The organism is Streptomyces ambofaciens ATCC 23877, assembly GCF_001267885.1.
Lineage (GTDB): Bacteria > Actinomycetota > Actinomycetes > Streptomycetales > Streptomycetaceae > Streptomyces > Streptomyces ambofaciens.
In genome coordinates, this window is the sequence record NZ_CP012382.1 from 4,491,701 (window position 1) to 4,508,730 (window position 17,030).

Consider the following 17,030-nt stretch of genomic DNA (forward strand, 5'->3'; position numbering starts at 1 on the left):
GCATGTTTCTACTGCGGGGCCCGGCCCCACCGCGAAGCTGAGGGCATGACGACGGACAAGCGCCGTACCCTCGTGTCGCTCGTGCTGGACGTGGGCGTGCCCCTCGGGTCGTACTACCTGCTGAAGGGCGCGTTCGGGATGACCGCCGTGGCCGCGCTCGCCTGGAGCAGCGTCGTGCCCGTCCTGCGGACGGGATGGGGCCTGCTGCGGCAGCGGGAGGTGAACGGGCTTCCGCTGCTCGTCCTCCTGGTCAACCTCGTCGGGCTGCTGCTCGGCTTCGAGACGGGTGACGCCCGGCTGATGCTGGTCAAGGACAGCGCGATCAGCAGCGTGGTCGGCATCGTGCTGCTCGCGTCGGTGGTGGCGGGGAGGCCGATGATGACGGTCACCCTCAAGCCCTGGCTGATCAAGGGGGACGTTCGGAAGGAAGCCGCCTGGGAGCGGCTGCGGCGGGAGTCTCCGGCCTTCAGGCGGGCGGAGTCCAGGTTCTCCGGTGTGTGGGGAGTGGCGTTCGTCGGAGAGTGCGCGGTGCGGGCCGTCGGGGCCTACACGGTCCCGGTCGACACCATGGTCTGGCTCGGAACCGTCGTCATGGCCGTCACCATGATGCTGGCCTTCGTGGTGAGTGGCGCCCTGGGAGCCGTGCCGATGGCGCACATGATCGGCAGGGCGGCCTGCTCCGAGGGCCGCGGCGAAGCTGAACCGGATTCATCTTTGGCTGGATCTACCCACGGGTAAGCGGTGGCCCTACGCTCCTCGCCATGACTGATGTGCTGCGGCGCGGCAGGGCCTCGTTGGCGTTCGGCTTCTTCGCCCAGGGCGTCGCCTTCGCCCTGCTCGTCACGCGCATCCCGGCCGTCCAGGACCGGTACGGCGTCTCCGACGCGCTCCTGCCGGTCTTCCTGGCCGCCGTGCCCGTCCTCGCCGGTGTCGGCAGTGTGGCGACCGAGCGGCTGGTGCGGCGGACGCCGCCGAGCAGGCTGTTGCGCTGGTCCCAGCCCGTGGTGCTCCTGGCACTGCTCGGCGTGGGGGTGGGGGACCGGGTGGCGGTGCTGGCCGTGGCGCTGGGCGTCTTCGGGCTCGCCGTGGGGGCGTTGGACGCGTCGATGAACATGCTCGGGGTGAGCCTGCAACGGTCGTACCGGCGCAGCATCATGCTGGGGTTCCACGCGGCGTACAGCCTGGGCGGGATTCTCGGCGCCTCGCTGGCCTGGGCGGGGGCGCACTGGGACCTGGCGCTGTGGGTGTCGTATCTGCCGGTCGTGGCGCTGCTGTTGCCGGCCGCGCTGGTGGGGAGCCGGTGGTACGTCGACGGGGAGGGCGGGACCGGTGGGGCCGGGGGCCAGGGGCCGAGGAAGGGGGAGAGCACGGGCGTCGGCTTCACGGTGCTGTTGCCGCTGTGCCTGGTGATGACGTTCGCGTACATCGGGGACTCGACCGTGTCCAACTGGAGCGCGAAGTACCTCCAGGACGTGCTGGGGAGTTCGGAGCAGACGGCGACCGTCCCGTACAACGTGTACATGGTGACCACGCTGGTGGGGCGGGCCGTCGGGGACTTCGGTGTGCGGCGGTTCGGGGCGGCGGCCGTGGTGCGGGTGGGCGCGGTCGTCGCGGCGTGCGGGTTCGCGGTGGTGGCCGGGGCGCCGGGGGCGTGGGTGGGGATGCTCGGGTTCACGTTGCTGGGGCTGGGGTTGTGTGTGCTGGTGCCGCAGACGTTCGCGGCGGCCGGGCGGCTGGCCGCGGAGCGGGACGGGCGTCCTGGGGCGTCCGACGCGGCGGTGGCGCGGCTCAATGTGTTCAACTACGTCGGTTTTCTGATCGGTTCGCCGCTGGTCGGGGCGCTCGGCGATGCCTGGAGCTACCGCGGGGCGATGCTCGTGCCGATGGTGTTGGTGCTGGTGACGGTGGTGTACGCCCGGTCGTTCGAGGCTCAACCGGACCGATACGGTGGCGGGCATGAGCGGCCGCGCACAGCTGATGTGGGACGAGGCAGTAACGGGCTATGACTTCGGGCCGGAGCATCCGATGGACCCGGTCCGGCTCGCCCTGACGCGAGGACTGGTCGGTGCCCTGGGGCTCGACCGTGAGGTGGAGGTCGTCGCGGCGCGGCCGGCCGGGGAGTCGACGCTGCGGCTCGTCCACCGGCAGGACTACATCGACGCGGTGAAGGCGGCCTCGGCGGAGCCGGACTCGGCGGACGGGTCGTACGGGCTCGGGACGGTCGACGATCCGGCCTTCCCGGGGATGCACGAGGTGTCCTCGCTGATCGCCGGGCAGTCGGTGGGGGCGGCGGAGGCGGTGTGGCGCGGGGAGGCGGCGCACGCGGTGAACTTCGCGGGCGGGCTGCACCACGCGATGCCGGGCGCGGCCTCGGGATTCTGCGTGTACAACGACGCGGCGCTGGCGATCGCGCGGCTGCTGGAGCTGGGGGCCGAGCGGGTCGCGTACGTCGATGTGGACGTGCATCACGGCGACGGCGTGCAGGCGGCGTTCTGGGAGGACCCGCGGGTCCTGACGGTGTCGTTGCACGAGCATCCGCGGACGCTCTTCCCGCAGACCGGGTGGCCGGAGGAGACCGGTGCCGACTGCGCGGAGGGATCGGCGGTGAACGTCGCGCTGCCGGCGGGGACCGGCGACGCGGGGTGGCTGCGGGCCTTCCACTCGGTGGTGCCGGAGGTCCTCGCGGACTTCCGGCCGCAGGTGCTGGTGACGCAGCACGGGGCGGACACGCACTTCGAGGACCCGCTCGCGCACCTGGCGGTGTCGTTGGACGCGCAGCGGGCGGTGCAGGTGGCGTGCCACGAGCTGGCGCACGAGTACGCCGACGGGCGGTGGGTGGCGCTGGGGGGCGGTGGTTACGCCGTGGTGGACGTGGTGCCGCGGTCGTGGACGCATCTGGTGGGGATCGCGGCGGGGCGGCCGGTGGAGCCGGAGACGGTGATCCCCGAGGGATGGCGGCAGGAGGTGTACGCGCGGACGCGGCAGCTGGGGCCGATGCGGATGACCGACGGGCGGTGGCCGGTGTCGTGGGCGGCGTGGGAGGCGGGGTACGACCCCGCGGATCGGCTGGACCAGGCGGTACTGGCCGCTCGGCGGGCGGTGTTCCCGCTGCGGGGGCTGTTGGCGTGAGAGGTGCGGGGGTGCGCGGAGGAGGTGCCCGGCGTCGGTGCGGCCGGAGTGGGTGACGGGGGCCGGTGCTCGCGCCGCGCCCACCGTGCCGCCCCGGGGACGGCTCCCGGGCCGTTCGGGCACGAGGGAGGCGCGACCGCCGACGGCCGGGGTGGCTGGGGGGTTACGCCGACCGTGGGCGGATTCCCGCGTTCCTCGTCGCGGGGGCGGGTGGAACCGGCAGCATCGGGTTCGTGCTGATCCGTGGAGCTCTTCGGGCTCATCTTCTGGACGTCGGTCTCGCCGGGGTCGTGGCGACCTCTCGTGAGGTGAGTCTGCGGAGTTACCGGTTGTTCGCCGCACGGGACCCGCGGGCGCTGATCGGGATCGACCCGGTGGGGGACTGGGGGCAGCGGGAGCTGCTCGGACTGATGGCGGAGAGGTGCGGGGTCTCGGCCGATCCGCGGCACACCTCGGGCCAGGACGTGATCGACCCCGATCGGACCCTGGCCGCCCTCGACGCCTTCGCCGGTCGGCTCGCGGCGGTCGCTCAGCGTGGCGCACCGGTCCTCCTCGGCACCGGGCACCCGCACCGGCTGCTCGGTTTCTACGCCGCCTTGGCCGAGGCCCTGTCGGCGGCGGGATGTGCTGTCCTCACCCCGGCGCAGGGTCGCCGTGTCGACATAACGACCCGGTTCGGTCTACGCACGTACCGCCTCGACTACGAGCGGGGAGTCGCGTTGGTGCGGGAGCCCGGGACCGGGCGCGCCGGTGGTGAGCCCGGCGCACACACCCACTCGCCGCTCCCGGTTCGTACCGCGCTGGCCGTCGCGGCCGAGGGCGGGGGGCCGCTTCCCGAGCTGGTGATCGGCGACCACGGATGGGTCTGCGGAGCAGGTCAGCTGGGTTTCGAGGCGATCGGGCCGGCCGATACGGACGATCCCGCGCTCTTCGTCGGGCAGGCGGAGGGGTCGGTGTCCGTCGTCGTTCCACTTGATGACGCCGTGCGGTCCGAGTACTACCGGCCCCTCACCCGCTACGTACTCAATCGGGCGTGTCTGTCACGGTAGGGAAGCGATGGGTGCACCTCTTCCCCATTCGCATCACCCGCCCCTACATTGGGGAGTGAGCACGCAGCGACGAAGAGTCACCGGAAGGGGAAGCCGGTGGCCGTCGAGTGCGGAAGGTTCAGGTGTGTCATGGCTGGAGCAGGCGAAAGGCCTCTGAACGAGGTTCAGTTCCTTACCGTGGCGGAGGTCGCCTCGGTGATGCGCGTGTCCAAGATGACCGTGTACCGGTTGGTGCACAGCGGTCATCTGCCCGCGATCCGGGTGGGACGGTCGTTCCGTGTCCCGGAGCAAGCGGTTCACGAGTACCTCCGCGAGAGCTACGTGGGGGTGGAAACGGCCTGACGGTGGCCCGGGGGAGGCTCTCGACGCCCGTCAGGGCTCACCAGGCTCATCAGGGCCTCTCCCGGCCCCCCGGACCCCCCTCGGCACCTCGATTACGACCTCAGCGCTCGGGCGGGTAGGCTGACCCCTCGTAGGTCGTGTGGGCCCATGGCGCCCAACAACCGAGTGATGAGAAGTGAGCGAGGGTAGTCGTGGGCTCTGTTATCAAGAAGCGGCGCAAGCGGATGGCCAAGAAGAAGCACCGCAAGCTGCTCAAGCGCACGCGCGTTCAGCGTCGCAACAAGAAGTAAGCGACGCTGCGCCGTCAGCGTGTCCTGTGGCCCCCCACCGCGTCCGGTGGGGGGCCACAGTCGTGTCCGCGGCTCCGTCCGGCCCGGGGCTCGGCCGTATCCGCTAATTCTCGTCACGTGCCGCGTCCGGCGGTCATCACAGAGCAACACCGACCGGCTAAGTTGGCCCGCAGGCGGGAACGCGGCAGGGTACGGAGCGAAGCGGAAGGAAGGCGCTGATCTTGGGCAAGGTCGTGCTCGTGACCGGAGTGGCCCGGCCGTTGGGGGGCCGGTTCGTGCGGCGCATCCAGCGCGACCCCGACGTGGAGCGGGTCGTGGCCGTGGACGCCGTCGCACCCGAGCACCATCTGGGCGGCGCCGACTTCGTGCAGGCCGACATCCGGCAGTCGGCCATCGGGCGGGTGCTCGCCGAGACGCGCGCCGACACGGTCGTCCACCTGGACGTCACGGGCACGCCGCTGGTCAGCGGCAGCCGTACGTCGGTCAAGGAGACCAACGTCATCGGCACGATGCAGCTGCTCGGTGCCTGCCAGAAGTCGCCCGCCGTGCAGCGGCTCGTGGTGAAGTCCAGTACGAACGTCTACGGGTCCGCACCGCGCGACCCGGCCGTGTGCACGGAGACCACCGCGCCCAAGTCCCTGCCCAGCGGGGGCTTCGCCAAGGACGCCGTCGAGGTCGAGGGGTACGTGCGCGGCTTCGCGCGCCGGCGGCCCGACGTGGCGGTGACGGTCCTGCGGTTCGCCAACATCCTGGGCCCGGGCGCGGACACCCCGCTCGCCTCGTACTTCGGGCTGCCGGTGCTGCCGACGGTCTTCGGCTACGACCCCCGGCTGCAGTTCGTGCACGAGGACGACGTGATCGAGGTGCTGCGGATCTCCTCGCACGAGCCGCGGCGGGGGACGCTGAACAGCGGCACCTTCAACATCGCCGGCGACGGCGTGCTGCTGCTCTCCCAGTGCTCGCGCCGGCTGGGCCGCCCCACCGTTCCGCTGCTGCTGCCCGCGGTCACCTGGGCGGGCACGCTCGTGCGTACGCTGGGGATGACGGATTTCTCCCCCGAGCAGATCCGGCTGCTCACCCACGGGCGGGTGGTGGACACGACGCAGATGCGCGAGACGCTGGGTTTTCGGCCGAAGTACACGACGGCCGGGGCGTTCACGGACTTCGCGCGCGGCCGCGGTGCGGGACTGCTGCAGCCCCAGGCCCTCGCGGGGGCCGTCGACCGGATCGCGGAGCTGTCCCTGCGGGGCAGCGGCCCCCTCCCGAAGCAGAGCGCCAACTGAGGAGCGCAGCAACGATGGCGGACGCCAAGGTCATTCCGTTCGACGACGACCGGTCGCGGGGGAGCGGCGCGAGCGGTGGCGCGGCGGCACAGCGCCCGGCGCGGCGCCGTGGCGCGGGGAGCCGGCGCAAGGGCACGGCGGAGTCCGTGCCGGTACGCGAGGTGGCACCCCTGCCGGTCCGGGGCGCCGCGCAGGATGATGCTCGTGTGACACAGGATGCGCAGGAGACTCCCGGTGGGCCCGAGCCGCGCGCGGAGGACGCGGCCGGCGGCCTGGAGCGGCGTGTCGCGGGCGGCCTGGCCTTCCTGCGCCGCCGGATCACCGGTGACTACGAGGTCGACGACTTCGGCTACGACGCCGAGCTCACCGACCAGGTGCTGATGTCCCTGCTGCGGCCGGTGTACGAGAAGTACTTCCGGGTCGAGGTGAAGGGCGTGGAGAACATCCCGGCCGAGGGCGGCGCGCTGATCGTCGCCAACCACTCCGGGACGCTGCCGCTGGACGGCCTGATGATGCAGGTCGCCGTGCACGACCACCATCCGGCGGACCGGCATCTGCGGCTGCTGGCGGCGGACCTGGTGTTCGTGCTGCCGGTGGTGAACGAGCTGGCCCGCAAGCTCGGTCACACCCTGGCCTGCGCCGAGGACGCCGAGCGGCTGCTGGGTCAGGGGGAGCTGGTCGGGGTGATGCCGGAGGGTTTCAAGGGCATCGGCAAGCCGTTCGGCGAGCGCTACAAGCTCCAGCGTTTCGGCCGGGGCGGCTTCGTGTCCACGGCGCTGCGGCAGCGGGTGCCGATCATCCCGTGCTCGATCGTGGGCGCGGAGGAGATCTACCCGATGATCGGCAACGCCAAGACCCTGGCGCGGTTGCTGGGCTTCCCGTACTTCCCGCTCACGCCGACCTTCCCGTGGCTGGGCCCGCTGGGCGCGGTGCCGCTGCCGACGAAGTGGACCATCCAGTTCGGCGAGCCGATCCCCACGGACGGCTACCCGCCGGAGGCGGCCGACGACCCGATGCTGATGTTCAACCTCACCGATCAGGTACGGGAGCAGATCCAGCACACGCTCTACAAGTTGCTGGTGCAGCGGCGGTCGGTGTTCTTCTGATCCCGTGGGGCCCTACGGCCTCCTGGCTCGTACGCCGACGGGGGCGCTCCTCGGAAGGGGGGCGCCCCCGTCGGCGTACCGGCAGCGGCTCAGTCCGCGTCCTCCGCCTCGATGCCCAGGCCGGGCAGCAGACCGGGGAGGAGGGGCGGCAGGGTGACGTCCGGCTCGGCGGGCGGGGTGTTGCCGCCCGTGGACGGGGAGGCGGGACCGGTGTCCTTCGGCGGGTCGAGCAGGCCGCCCGTGTTGCCGCCGAGCAGGCCGTCCTCGTCGCTGCCGGAGCCGGCCGACTCGCTGGGCGCACGGCTGTCGCCGCGCCCCCGTTCGGATGCGCCGTCGCCGCCGGTGCTGGGCGTCGACGGGTGGCCGGAGCCGGGGGTGTCGGTGGTCGCCGACTCGGAGCCGCCCTGTCGGCCGCCGTCGCCGCCGCCGCTGTCGTCGTCCTGGGCGGGCGGCTGCGGCAGCATGGACCGCAGCGGGGCCACGTCGTCCTCTATGGCGTCGAAGACCGATGACACCTGTTCGCTGACGTCCCCGAGCTGTACGGGCAGTCGCTCGCGCAGTGCTCCCCAGGCCTCCCGGTGGGAGCGGGAGAAGGCGGAGAGCGCCTGCATGGGGGCCAGCGACTCGGGGTCGCGCGCGTAGGCCGCGCTGAGCAGCCGGTGGCCCTCGGACGCGTCGTGCCGCATGCCGGACAGCGCGCGGCGGATCTCGCCGAGGGACTCGTGGTCGAGGGGGCCGCTGCGCCCGCGCTCCATCAGCCGACGTGCCTCGCTGAGCCGGGTCGAGGCCAGGTCCAGGTAGGCCTCGCCGCGCTCGTCGTCCCCGTCGGTGAGACCGAGACGGAAGTCCTCTATGCCGCGCTTGAGGCCGTAGAGCGAATCGCCCGGAAGGGCGTCCGAACTGGCGGCGGCGACTCCGCCGAAGGCTCCGGCGGCCACGCTCACGCTCAGTCCGCCCGCGGTGAGGCCCTTGGCCAGCCGTGAACGCGGCCGGAACCTCTGGAGCGGGGCCGCCCGGTGGGTGCCGCGCGTCCGGCGCTGCTCCGGAACCGAAGTGGCCGCCGCCCCGCCGCCCTCCTGGAGCATGGCCTCGAACGCGGCCACCAGCTGGGCGCGCTGGACGACCTTGACCTCGGGATCCAGTTCGGGCCGGGGCAGCGTCTCCAGACCGGTGGCGAGGGTCAAGAGACGACCCTGCTCGGTCGGTTCCGCGGTGGCCTCGGCGCCCGTCGGTCCTCCGGACTGCTCGGCCGCCGCCCCGGGTTCGGACTGCTCCTCCAGAGCCTGGGCGAAGGCGTTCGCCCGCCGGTGTGCCGATACGTTCGCGATCACTGGCGGCACCTCCTCTCGTCATGACGGTCGACTCCCCAGGGGGTCCTGAGGGTTGCACACCCTGATCGGGACCACCCGATCGTGTGATCGGAGTCGACCAGGGGGTGACCACAGGGAGCCTGCATCCCGCACAACGAGCGGCGTGGCACTTGGGTTACGGACGGTGGATGATCGGACCGCGGACTCAACAGACTCTCACTGATGGTGACTTGGGAAAAGCGGAGAGTTTCGATGGGGGCGGGCGCCTCGGGGGCGCCGGGATCTCAGCGGACGTCGTCCGGGAGCAGCCGGGCCAGGGTGCGCACGGCCCGGTACTGGAGCGTCTTGATGGCGCCCTCGTTCTTGCCCATGACACGGGCCGTCTCGGCGACCGAGAGGCCCTGGAGGAAGCGCAGGGTCACGCACTCCTGCTGCTGCGGGTTGAGCCGGCGTACGGCTTCCAGCAGGGCGGCGTTGGAGAGGGATTCGAGGACGGAGTCCTCGGGGGACCGCTCGACCTCGTTGGCGTCGAGCATCTCGCCGGTGGTGACCTCCAGGCGGAAGCGGCTGGACTTGAAGTGGTCGGCGACGAGGTTGCGGGCGATGGTCACCAGCCAGGCGCCGAAGTCGCGGCCCTGCCAGGTGAAGGTGCCGATGCGCCTGAGGGCCCGCAGGAAGGTCTCGCTGGTGAGGTCCTCGGCGGTCGCCTTGCCGCCCACGCGGTAGTAGATGTAGCGGTACACGGTGTCGCTGTACTGGTCGTAGAGCCGCCCGAAGGCGTCGGCCTCGCCGGCCTGAGCCCGCTCGACCAGGTCCATCATGCGGGCGCTGTCGCTGTCCGCGGCGGGACGGCGGTGGGTGGTGGCGGCGGCCCCCGACGAGGACGACCGCGCGCGTCTGCCGACGGCGGCGCTTCCGTCGGCCAGTGCGTAGCAAGGGCCGACGGGGGCGGCGAGGGCGGCGAGGGCGGGGACGGCGTACGCGGTGGGGACGAAGCCGCGCAACAGGTCTTGTGCTGTTTTGACCGTTGCGCGCAGCGTAGCCAGGCCCGAGGCGTCAACCCCGACGTGTGGGTACACGGGACTCCCAGAGGCAGAGCTTCCATCACGTGCAGTACGGAACCATTCACCCGTCGTAGCGAAGGTGGGGTGCCGGAATGCGTCTGAGGAGAATAACGCTTCGTGCAGGCACTGCTACGCCCAGTTGCTCAAATCATCGATTACGTCGCTTCCGTGCCCGATTGACGCTCGATCGGATGCGACAGGATGATCGCTTGGTGACCGGAATGGTTCGGATTCCTGGTGACTACAGAGCGTGTTGTGGCCGATGTGAGAAAAGGGGACTGGAGCGGGTGGCCCGGGGGTACGTCACATGGCTTGGGGCGACGGCCGGACCGGGTCAGCGGCGGCGGCGGTGCAGCGCGATGGCCGCGGCGGTGCCGCCGGCCACGGCCCCGACGCCCGCGGCCGCCGGGATGCCGACCTTGGCCGCCTTGCGGCCGGTGCGGTAGTCGCGCAGGCGCCACTCCAGCTCGCGGGCGTGCTTGCGCAGCTTCGAGTCCGGGTTGATGGCGTAGGGGTGCCCGACCAGGGACAGCATCGGGATGTCGTTGTGGGAGTCGCTGTAGGCGGCGCAGCGGGACAGGTCGAGGGCCTCCGCGGCCGCCAGCGCCTTCACCGCCTCGGCCTTCGCGGGGCCGTGCAGCGGCTCGCCGACCAGCTTGCCCGTGTAGACGCCGCCGACGGACTCGGCCACCGTGCCGAGCGCGCCGGTCAGGCCGAGGCGGCGGGCGATCACCTGGGCGATCTCCACCGGGGCGGCCGTGACCAGCCAGACCTTCTGCCCGGCGTCCAGGTGGGCCTGGGCGAGGGCGCGGGTGCCGGGCCAGATCCGCTCGGCCATGTACTCGTCGTAGATCTCCTCGCCGATGGTCTTCAGCTCGGAGACGCGGTGGCCCTTGACGATCGAGAGCGCGGAGTCGCGGGCGTCCTGCATGTGCTCCGGGTCCTCGAGCCCGGCGAGCCGGAAGTAGGCCTGCTGCCAGGCGAACCGGGCGAGGTCGCGGGTCTCGAAGAACTTCCGCTTGTACAGGCCCCGGCCGAAGTGGAAGATCGCGGCGCCCTGCATGACGGTGTTGTCGAGGTCGAAGAAGGCGGCCGCCCGGTCGTCGCCGTGGACGGGGAAGTCCGGTTCCGTGCCCGTGTCCGGGGCGGTGCCCTCCGCGGACTGCGCGGACTTGCGGGCTGCCTCCGCCGAGGCCTCGCCTGCCAACACGCTCCGCGCCGTGGCGGAGCGCCTACGGGGAGTGAGCCATCGAAGAGCGGCCATGTCCGTGAGCATAGCCAGTTTGTTCGGAGGCTTCGGAGCCGAGAGGTTCGGAGGGTGTGAACTCTGGGCGACCGGGTCGCCGCAGGACCGGTCCCCGGTGCGGGCCGGGGTGCCGGCCCGGCAGGCCGGCCGGTCCGTGCGCGGGGCTCGGCCCGCGGGGCCGTGCGCGCGAGAATGGCCGGCATGAGTCCCCTCTTCCGCCGAAAGCCCTCGCAGACCGCGCAGGCTCCGCAGGCCGCGCAGTCCCCTGAGTACTCCGAGAACCATCTCGTCACCCTCATCCGCAAACCCGGCTGCCATCTGTGTGATGACGCACAGCTCGTCGTCGAGAAGGTCTGCGCCGACCTGGGCGTCCCCTGGGAGGGGAAGGACATCACCCGGGACCGCGGCCTCCACGACCAGTACTGGGAGCAGATCCCGGTCGTGCTCGTGGACGGCAGGCAGCACACCTTCTGGCGTGTGAACGAGGAACGGCTGCGCAGGGCACTGACCGACGAGTCCAAGTAGTCCGGATGGTCGCTTAGGATCGATGGTGACTTGGTCTCGGGGGCGTTGATCGTGAGGAGCGTGTGCGGCTTTGCCCCCGATGGGAGAGGAACGCGGGCGCGTATGCGCCGGTTCCCGGTTCGTGCGCCGGGGGCGCGTGAGCCCGGTCACGTTGGCCGGGCAAATCGGACACCATCTTTGTGCACGCGTTCACAAAGACATAGCCTGCATTCGACGGGGCGGTCATGTAGGGACGTATGACCGCCTACAGCCCCGCTCTACCCGCAGGAGCACCGTGGCAACTGGCCGAACACACCGACCGGCGACCCGCAGCCGAGGGATTCCCGAGGCCACCGTCGCCAGGCTTCCGCTGTACCTCCGAGCCCTCACCGCACTGTCGGAGCGCTCGGTGCCCACGGTCTCCTCCGAGGAGCTGGCGGCCGCGGCGGGCGTGAACTCCGCGAAGCTGCGCAAGGACTTCTCCTACCTCGGCTCCTACGGGACCCGGGGCGTCGGCTACGACGTCGAGTATCTCGTCTACCAGATCTCCCGCGAGCTGGGGCTCACCCAGGACTGGCCGGTTGTGATCGTCGGTATCGGCAACCTCGGCGCCGCGCTCGCCAACTACGGCGGCTTCGCCTCCCGCGGGTTCCGGGTCGCCGCGCTCATCGACGCCGATCCGGGAATGGCCGGAAAGCCCGTCGCCGGCATCCCGGTGCAGCACACCGACGAGCTGGAGAAGATCATCCAGGACGACGGTGTCTCCATCGGTGTGATCGCGACGCCCGCCGGTGCCGCCCAGCAGGTCTGCGACCGGCTCGTGGCCGCCGGTGTCACCTCCATCCTGAACTTCGCGCCGACCGTGCTGTCCGTGCCGGACGGCGTCGACGTGCGCAAGGTCGACCTCTCCATCGAGCTGCAGATCCTCGCCTTCCACGAGCAGCGCAAGGCGGGCGAGGAGGCCGCGGCCGACGCCGTGCCGCACGTCGCCGCCCGCAAGCAGCCCTCCACCGACCAGGGACCCGACGGGGACGTGCCCGCCGTGATGCCGGCATGAGCCTCCTCGTCGTCGGGCTGAGTCACCGCAGCGCTCCGGTCAGCGTCCTGGAGCGGGCCTCGCTGAACGCGGACGCCCAGCTCAAGCTGGTGCAGGACACGGTCGCCGCCGAACCGGCCACCGAGGCCGCGGTGCTGGCCACCTGCAACCGCATCGAGCTGTACGCCGACGTGGACAAGTTCCATGCCGGTGTCGCCGAGCTGTCCACGCTGCTGGCCCAGCACAGCGGGGTCGGCCTGGAGGAGCTCACTCCCCATCTCTACGTGCACTACGAGGACCGGGCCGTCCACCATCTCTTCTCGGTGGCCTGCGGGCTCGACTCGATGGTGGTGGGCGAGGGCCAGATCCTCGGCCAGATAAAGGACTCCCTGGCCCGGGCGCAGGACTCGCACACCGCCGGACGGCTGCTGAACGACCTGTTCCAGCAGGCGCTCAGGGTCGGCAAGCGGGCCCACTCCGAGACCGGCATCGACCGTGCCGGGCAGTCCCTGGTCACCTTCGGCCTGGAGCAGCTCGCGGCCGGGGCCGACGTCCAGACCTGGGTGCGGGGCAAGAAGGCCCTGGTCATCGGCGCCGGTTCGATGTCCTCGCTGGCCGCCGCCACGCTGGCGCGGGCCGGGGTCACCGAGATCGTGGTCGCCAACCGCACCTTCGAGCGGGCCGAGCGGCTCGCCAGGATCCTGACCGAGGGCGACGACACGGACGTGCTGGCCCGTGCGGTACCGATGGACTCGGTGCCGGACGAACTGACACGTGCCGACGTGGCCGTCTCCTGCACCGGCGCGACCGGGCTCGTCCTCACCGCCGACGCCGTCGCGGCGACGCTGGAGGGCCGCACCGGCGCGCCCGTCGCCGAAACGGACGGAGCGCGGCCCACGGGCGCCGGCGCCACTGTCGTCCGGGAGGTCCGGGAGGGTGCTGAAACGCCTCTGCCGGGGGCCGGCGCCGTCGACGAGAACTGTCCGCTCGACCTGTCCCCCGTGCCGGCCGGCTTCTCCGTCATGGGCGAGGCCGCCGTGGCCGGCATGGACGCCGCGACGCTGGAGCAGCACGGGGCGTGGGCCGCGGGCGGTACGGCCGTGGACCGGTCGCGCGAGGCCGGGCGCCCGAGCCCCGAGGCGGACGCCGACCTGATCACCGCGCTGGCCGCGACGGCCGCGAGCGTCGGCCGCATCCCCGAGCGCCGACGGCCCGAGCCGGTCGCCGAGGCACCGCGCCCCGAGCCCGTGCTCTTCCTGCTCGACCTCGCCATGCCGCGCGACATCGACGCCGCCGCGCACCGGCTGGCCGGGGTGCGGCTGGTGGACATCGAGTCGCTCGCCGACGCCTCGGCCGACGCGCCGATGGCCGCCGACGTCGACATGGTCCGGCGGATCGTCGCCGACGAGGTCGCGGCCTTCGGCGCCGCCCAGCGGGCCGCGCACATCACGCCCACCGTCGTCGCGCTGCGCAGCATGGCCGCCGACGTCGTGGCGGGCGAGATCGCCCGGCTGGAGGGGCGGCTGCCGGGCCTCGACGACAAACACCGCGCCGAGATCACCCAGACCGTCAAGCGTGTGGTCGACAAGCTGCTGCACGCGCCGACGGTACGGGTCAAGCAGCTCGCCGCCGAGCCCGGCGGCGCCGGGTACGCGGACGCGCTGCGCACCCTGTTCGACCTCGACCCCGAGACGGTGGCCTCCGTCTCCCGCGCCGAGAACAGCACTGAGAAGAACCGAGGGCCGGCATGACTGAGAAGGCACTGAGGCTGGGGACCAGGCGGAGCAAGCTCGCCCTGGCCCAGTCCGGGCAGGTGGCGGACGCCGTGAGCCAGGTGACCGGTCGGCCCGTTGAGCTGGTCGAGATCACGACCTACGGCGATGTGTCGCGCGAGCACCTGGCGCAGATCGGCGGCACGGGCGTGTTCGTGGCGGCGCTGCGCGAGGCGCTGCTGCGGGGCGAGGTGGACTTCGCGGTTCATTCGCTCAAGGACCTCCCCACCGCGCAGCACGAGGACCTGGTGGTGGCCGCCGTTCCGGTCCGCGAGGACCCGCGGGACGTGGTCGTCGCCCGGGACGCGCGCAAGTTCACCGACCTGCCCCCCGGGGCGCGCATAGGCACGGGCGCCCCGCGCCGCATGGCGCAGCTGAACGCGTACGCCCGCACCCACGGGCTGGAGATCGAGACGGTCCCGATCCGGGGCAACGTCGACACCCGCATCGGGTACGTCCACAGCGGTGAGCTCGACGCCGTCGTGCTGGCCGCCGCCGGGCTGAACCGGGTGGGCCGCATCGACGAGGTGACCGACTTCCTGTCGGTCGACACGGTTCTGCCCGCCCCCGGCCAGGGGGCACTGGCGATCGAGTGCAGGGCGGGAAGCACCGCCCAGGATGCTGAACTCGTCGCCGCGCTCGCCGAGCTCGACGACCCGTTCACGCGGGTCGCCGTGACGGCCGAGCGGTCACTGCTCGCCGCCCTGGAGGCCGGCTGCAGCGCCCCTGTGGGCGCGCTGGCCGACCTCTTGGCCGACGGGCAGATTGTCAAGGAAATGCGCCTGCGCGGCGTCGTCGGCACGACCGACGGCTCGACGCTGGTGCAGCTGTCCACCACCGGTCCCGTGCCCGAGACGCACGAGGCGGCGCTGGCATTCGGTCGCGAACTCGCCACCGACATGCTCGCCCAGGGCGCGGCCGGTCTGATGGGGGAGCGAGCACAGTGAGCCCCACCACCTTTACCGCCGGTCCGGAACACGGGCACGTCACCTTCCTCGGTGCCGGACCCGGAGATCCGGGACTGCTGACTCTGCGCGCCGTGGAGGCGCTGTCGCACGCGGATGTCCTCGTCGCCGAGCACGAGGTGCTCGACGTCGTGCGCACGCATGCGCGGCAGGGCGTGACCGAGGTGCACACGGATACCGATCCGTCGGATCCGGGTGCAGGCACGCCCCAGCTGACGGTAGTTGACGGCTCGTCAACGACCGTGGGCGTCCCCGCCGTGCGGGATGCCGCACATCTTGTCATGGAGGCCGCGCGGGGCGGCAGGCGGGTCGTGCGTGCCGTGACCGGGGACCCCGGGCTCGACACGTACGCCGCCGAGGAGATGCTGGCGTGCGCCGCGGCCGGGGTGCCCTTCGAGGTCGTCCCCGGTATCGCGAACGCCGTCGGTGTGCCCGCGTACGCCGGTGTGCCGCTGCGGGACGCCGAGGGTGCCGACGTGCGGTTCGTGGACGCCCGTACGGCGTCGGCCCGGTGCTGGACCGAGGTGGGTGCCTCGGACGGGACGGTCGTCGTGTCGACGACGCTCGACTCGGTGGCCGCGGCCGCCGGTGAGCTGGTGTCGGCCGGCCGCAAGCCGGACACCCCGCTGACGGTGACGGTCGCCGGTACGACGACCCGGCAGCGCACCTGGACGGCGACGCTCGGCACGGTCGCGCAGACGCTGAAGCAGGCGAAGGTGCTGCCGTCCCCGGACGGTGGCCGTCCGGTGATAGCCGTGGTCGGCGAGCGCAGCGCCCCCGCCCGGCGCGACCAGTTGTCGTGGTTCGAGTCCAAGCCGCTGTTCGGCTGGAAGGTGCTCGTGCCGCGCACGAAGGAGCAGGCGGCGTCGCTCTCCGACCAGCTGCGGTCGTACGGGGCCGTACCCAGCGAGGTGCCGACCATCGCGGTCGAGCCGCCGCGTACGCCCCAGCAGATGGAGCGGGCGGTCAAGGGCCTGGTGACGGGCCGGTACGAGTGGATCGCGTTCACGTCGGTCAACGCGGTGAAGGCGGTCCGCGAGAAGTTCGAGGAGTACGGTCTCGACGCCCGTGCGTTCGCGGGCATCAAGGTCGCGGCGGTGGGCGAGCAGACGGCCAAGGCCCTCGTCGCCTTCGGTGTGAAGCCGGACCTGGTGCCGAGCGGTGAGCAGTCGGCCGCCGGACTCCTGGAGGACTGGCCGCCCTACGACCCGGTCTTCGACCCGATCGACCGCGTCTTCCTGCCCCGCGCCGACATCGCCACGGAGACGCTGGTCGCCGGGCTGATCGAGCTGGGCTGGGAGGTCGACGACGTCACCGCCTACCGGACGGTGCGCGCGTCGCCGCCGCCGGCCACCACCCGCGAGGCGATCAAGGGCGGTGGCTTCGACGCGGTGCTGTTCACCTCGTCGTCCACGGTGCGGAACCTGGTCGGGATCGCGGGCAAGCCGCACAACGTCACGGTGATCGCGTGCATCGGCCCGGCGACGGCCAAGACGGCCGAGGAGCACGGGCTGCGGGTGGACGTCATGGCGCCCGAGCCGTCCGTCACCAAGCTGGCGGAGGCCCTGGCCGACTTCGGCCTGGCGCGCCGGGCGGCGGCCCTGGAGGCCGGGGACCCGGTGACGCGGCCGAGCGAGCGGCGGCCGGGGGCGCGCAGGCGTCGGTCCTCGACGTGACGTGACGTGACCGAGCCGCGGACATGGCCCGCACCCGTGAGCCCGGGTGCGGGCCATGTCCGTGCGGGCGCCCGGTCCGTGCGGGCCGGGTCCGTGGGAGGAGCCCGTGGACAGCCGGTCGACGGGTGCGTGTAATGAGGGCGGTGCCGCGTGGCGCCGGTCAAAGAGCAGTGGGCCGGCCGGCGATCGGGCGAGCACCCTTTCTCAAGGGGTACGTGATGAGTTCCTGCTCCGCGCCCTGACACGACGTAGCGCATT

16 protein-coding genes are annotated in these 17,030 nt (G+C 72.1%); 13 read left to right on the top strand and 3 right to left on the bottom strand.

Going from position 1 to position 17,030, the window contains the following annotated elements; all coding sequences use genetic code 11:
• The first annotated feature begins 45 nt into the window (after positions 1–45).
• The 8 genes from SAM23877_RS20045 (at position 46) to SAM23877_RS20075 (ending at position 7,199) form a co-directional block, all read left to right on the top strand.
• The gene (locus SAM23877_RS20045; protein WP_053135015.1) at positions 46–738 is read left to right on the top strand and encodes a VC0807 family protein; all 693 of its coding nucleotides are present in this window, start codon (positions 46–48) and stop codon (positions 736–738) included.
• A gap of 23 nt (positions 739–761) precedes the next feature.
• Positions 762–2,006, top strand: coding sequence for an MFS transporter (locus SAM23877_RS20050; RefSeq protein ID WP_079030325.1), 1,245 nt, complete (start codon positions 762–764; stop codon positions 2,004–2,006).
• Positions 1,957–3,129, top strand: a complete 1,173-nt coding sequence (locus SAM23877_RS20055) for an acetoin utilization protein AcuC (RefSeq protein ID WP_053135020.1) — start codon at positions 1,957–1,959, stop codon at positions 3,127–3,129. The genes SAM23877_RS20050 and SAM23877_RS20055 overlap by 50 nt, the downstream gene beginning before the upstream one ends.
• Before the next feature lie 233 nt (positions 3,130–3,362).
• The gene (locus tag SAM23877_RS20060) at positions 3,363–4,178 is read left to right on the top strand and encodes a phosphatase (RefSeq protein WP_053135023.1); all 816 of its coding nucleotides are present in this window, start codon (positions 3,363–3,365) and stop codon (positions 4,176–4,178) included.
• Positions 4,179–4,307: 129 nt separating this feature from the next.
• Positions 4,308–4,520 (top strand): helix-turn-helix domain-containing protein, encoded by a 213-nt coding sequence (locus tag SAM23877_RS20065; RefSeq protein WP_051781202.1) that lies wholly within the window; start codon positions 4,308–4,310, stop codon positions 4,518–4,520.
• A 191-nt stretch (positions 4,521–4,711) separates the two neighbouring features.
• Positions 4,712–4,810, top strand: coding sequence for a 30S ribosomal protein bS22 (locus tag SAM23877_RS37625; RefSeq protein ID WP_003948845.1), 99 nt, complete (start codon positions 4,712–4,714; stop codon positions 4,808–4,810).
• 221 nt (positions 4,811–5,031) lie between these two features.
• Entirely contained in the window at positions 5,032–6,093 is a 1,062-nt protein-coding gene (locus SAM23877_RS20070) for an NAD-dependent epimerase/dehydratase family protein (protein WP_053135026.1), read from the top strand.
• Between the two features lie 14 nt (positions 6,094–6,107).
• Positions 6,108–7,199, top strand: coding sequence for a lysophospholipid acyltransferase family protein (locus SAM23877_RS20075; protein ID WP_053135029.1), 1,092 nt, complete (start codon positions 6,108–6,110; stop codon positions 7,197–7,199).
• 89 nt (positions 7,200–7,288) lie between these two features.
• Here SAM23877_RS20075 and SAM23877_RS20080 read toward each other — a convergent pair whose 3' ends face one another.
• The 3 genes from SAM23877_RS20080 to SAM23877_RS20090 form a co-directional block, all read right to left on the bottom strand.
• The gene (locus tag SAM23877_RS20080; protein ID WP_053135033.1) at positions 7,289–8,530 is read right to left on the bottom strand and encodes a DUF5667 domain-containing protein; all 1,242 of its coding nucleotides are present in this window, start codon (positions 8,528–8,530) and stop codon (positions 7,289–7,291) included.
• 263 nt (positions 8,531–8,793) lie between these two features.
• Positions 8,794–9,588, bottom strand: a complete 795-nt coding sequence (locus SAM23877_RS20085) for an ECF subfamily RNA polymerase sigma factor, BldN family (protein ID WP_053135036.1) — start codon at positions 9,586–9,588, stop codon at positions 8,794–8,796.
• Positions 9,589–9,907: 319 nt separating this feature from the next.
• A complete protein-coding gene (locus SAM23877_RS20090) occupies positions 9,908–10,837 on the bottom strand; it encodes an HAD family hydrolase (protein WP_079030754.1) in 930 nt (309 codons plus the stop codon).
• A 183-nt stretch (positions 10,838–11,020) separates the two neighbouring features.
• Here SAM23877_RS20090 and SAM23877_RS20095 point away from each other — a divergent pair, with 183 nt between their 5' ends.
• The 5 genes from SAM23877_RS20095 to SAM23877_RS20115 all read left to right on the top strand — a co-directional run bounded on the left by SAM23877_RS20095 (position 11,021) and on the right by SAM23877_RS20115 (position 16,772).
• Positions 11,021–11,344: a glutaredoxin family protein gene (locus SAM23877_RS20095; RefSeq protein WP_053135042.1), complete on the top strand. Its 324-nt coding sequence runs from the start codon at positions 11,021–11,023 to the stop codon at positions 11,342–11,344.
• A 274-nt stretch (positions 11,345–11,618) separates the two neighbouring features.
• Positions 11,619–12,380 (top strand): redox-sensing transcriptional repressor Rex, encoded by a 762-nt coding sequence (locus tag SAM23877_RS20100; protein ID WP_053135045.1) that lies wholly within the window; start codon positions 11,619–11,621, stop codon positions 12,378–12,380.
• Positions 12,377–14,110 (top strand): glutamyl-tRNA reductase, encoded by a 1,734-nt coding sequence (locus SAM23877_RS20105; RefSeq protein ID WP_053135048.1) that lies wholly within the window; start codon positions 12,377–12,379, stop codon positions 14,108–14,110. The genes SAM23877_RS20100 and SAM23877_RS20105 overlap by 4 nt, the downstream gene beginning before the upstream one ends.
• Complete coding sequence (gene hemC / locus SAM23877_RS20110) at positions 14,107–15,078, top strand: hydroxymethylbilane synthase (protein WP_053135050.1); 972 nt, start codon at positions 14,107–14,109, stop codon at positions 15,076–15,078. Before SAM23877_RS20105 ends, hemC begins: the two co-directional genes overlap by 4 nt.
• Positions 15,075–16,772, top strand: a complete 1,698-nt coding sequence (locus SAM23877_RS20115) for a bifunctional uroporphyrinogen-III C-methyltransferase/uroporphyrinogen-III synthase (RefSeq protein WP_053135053.1) — start codon at positions 15,075–15,077, stop codon at positions 16,770–16,772. The genes hemC and SAM23877_RS20115 overlap by 4 nt, the downstream gene beginning before the upstream one ends.
• Positions 16,773–17,030: the final 258 nt, after the last annotated feature.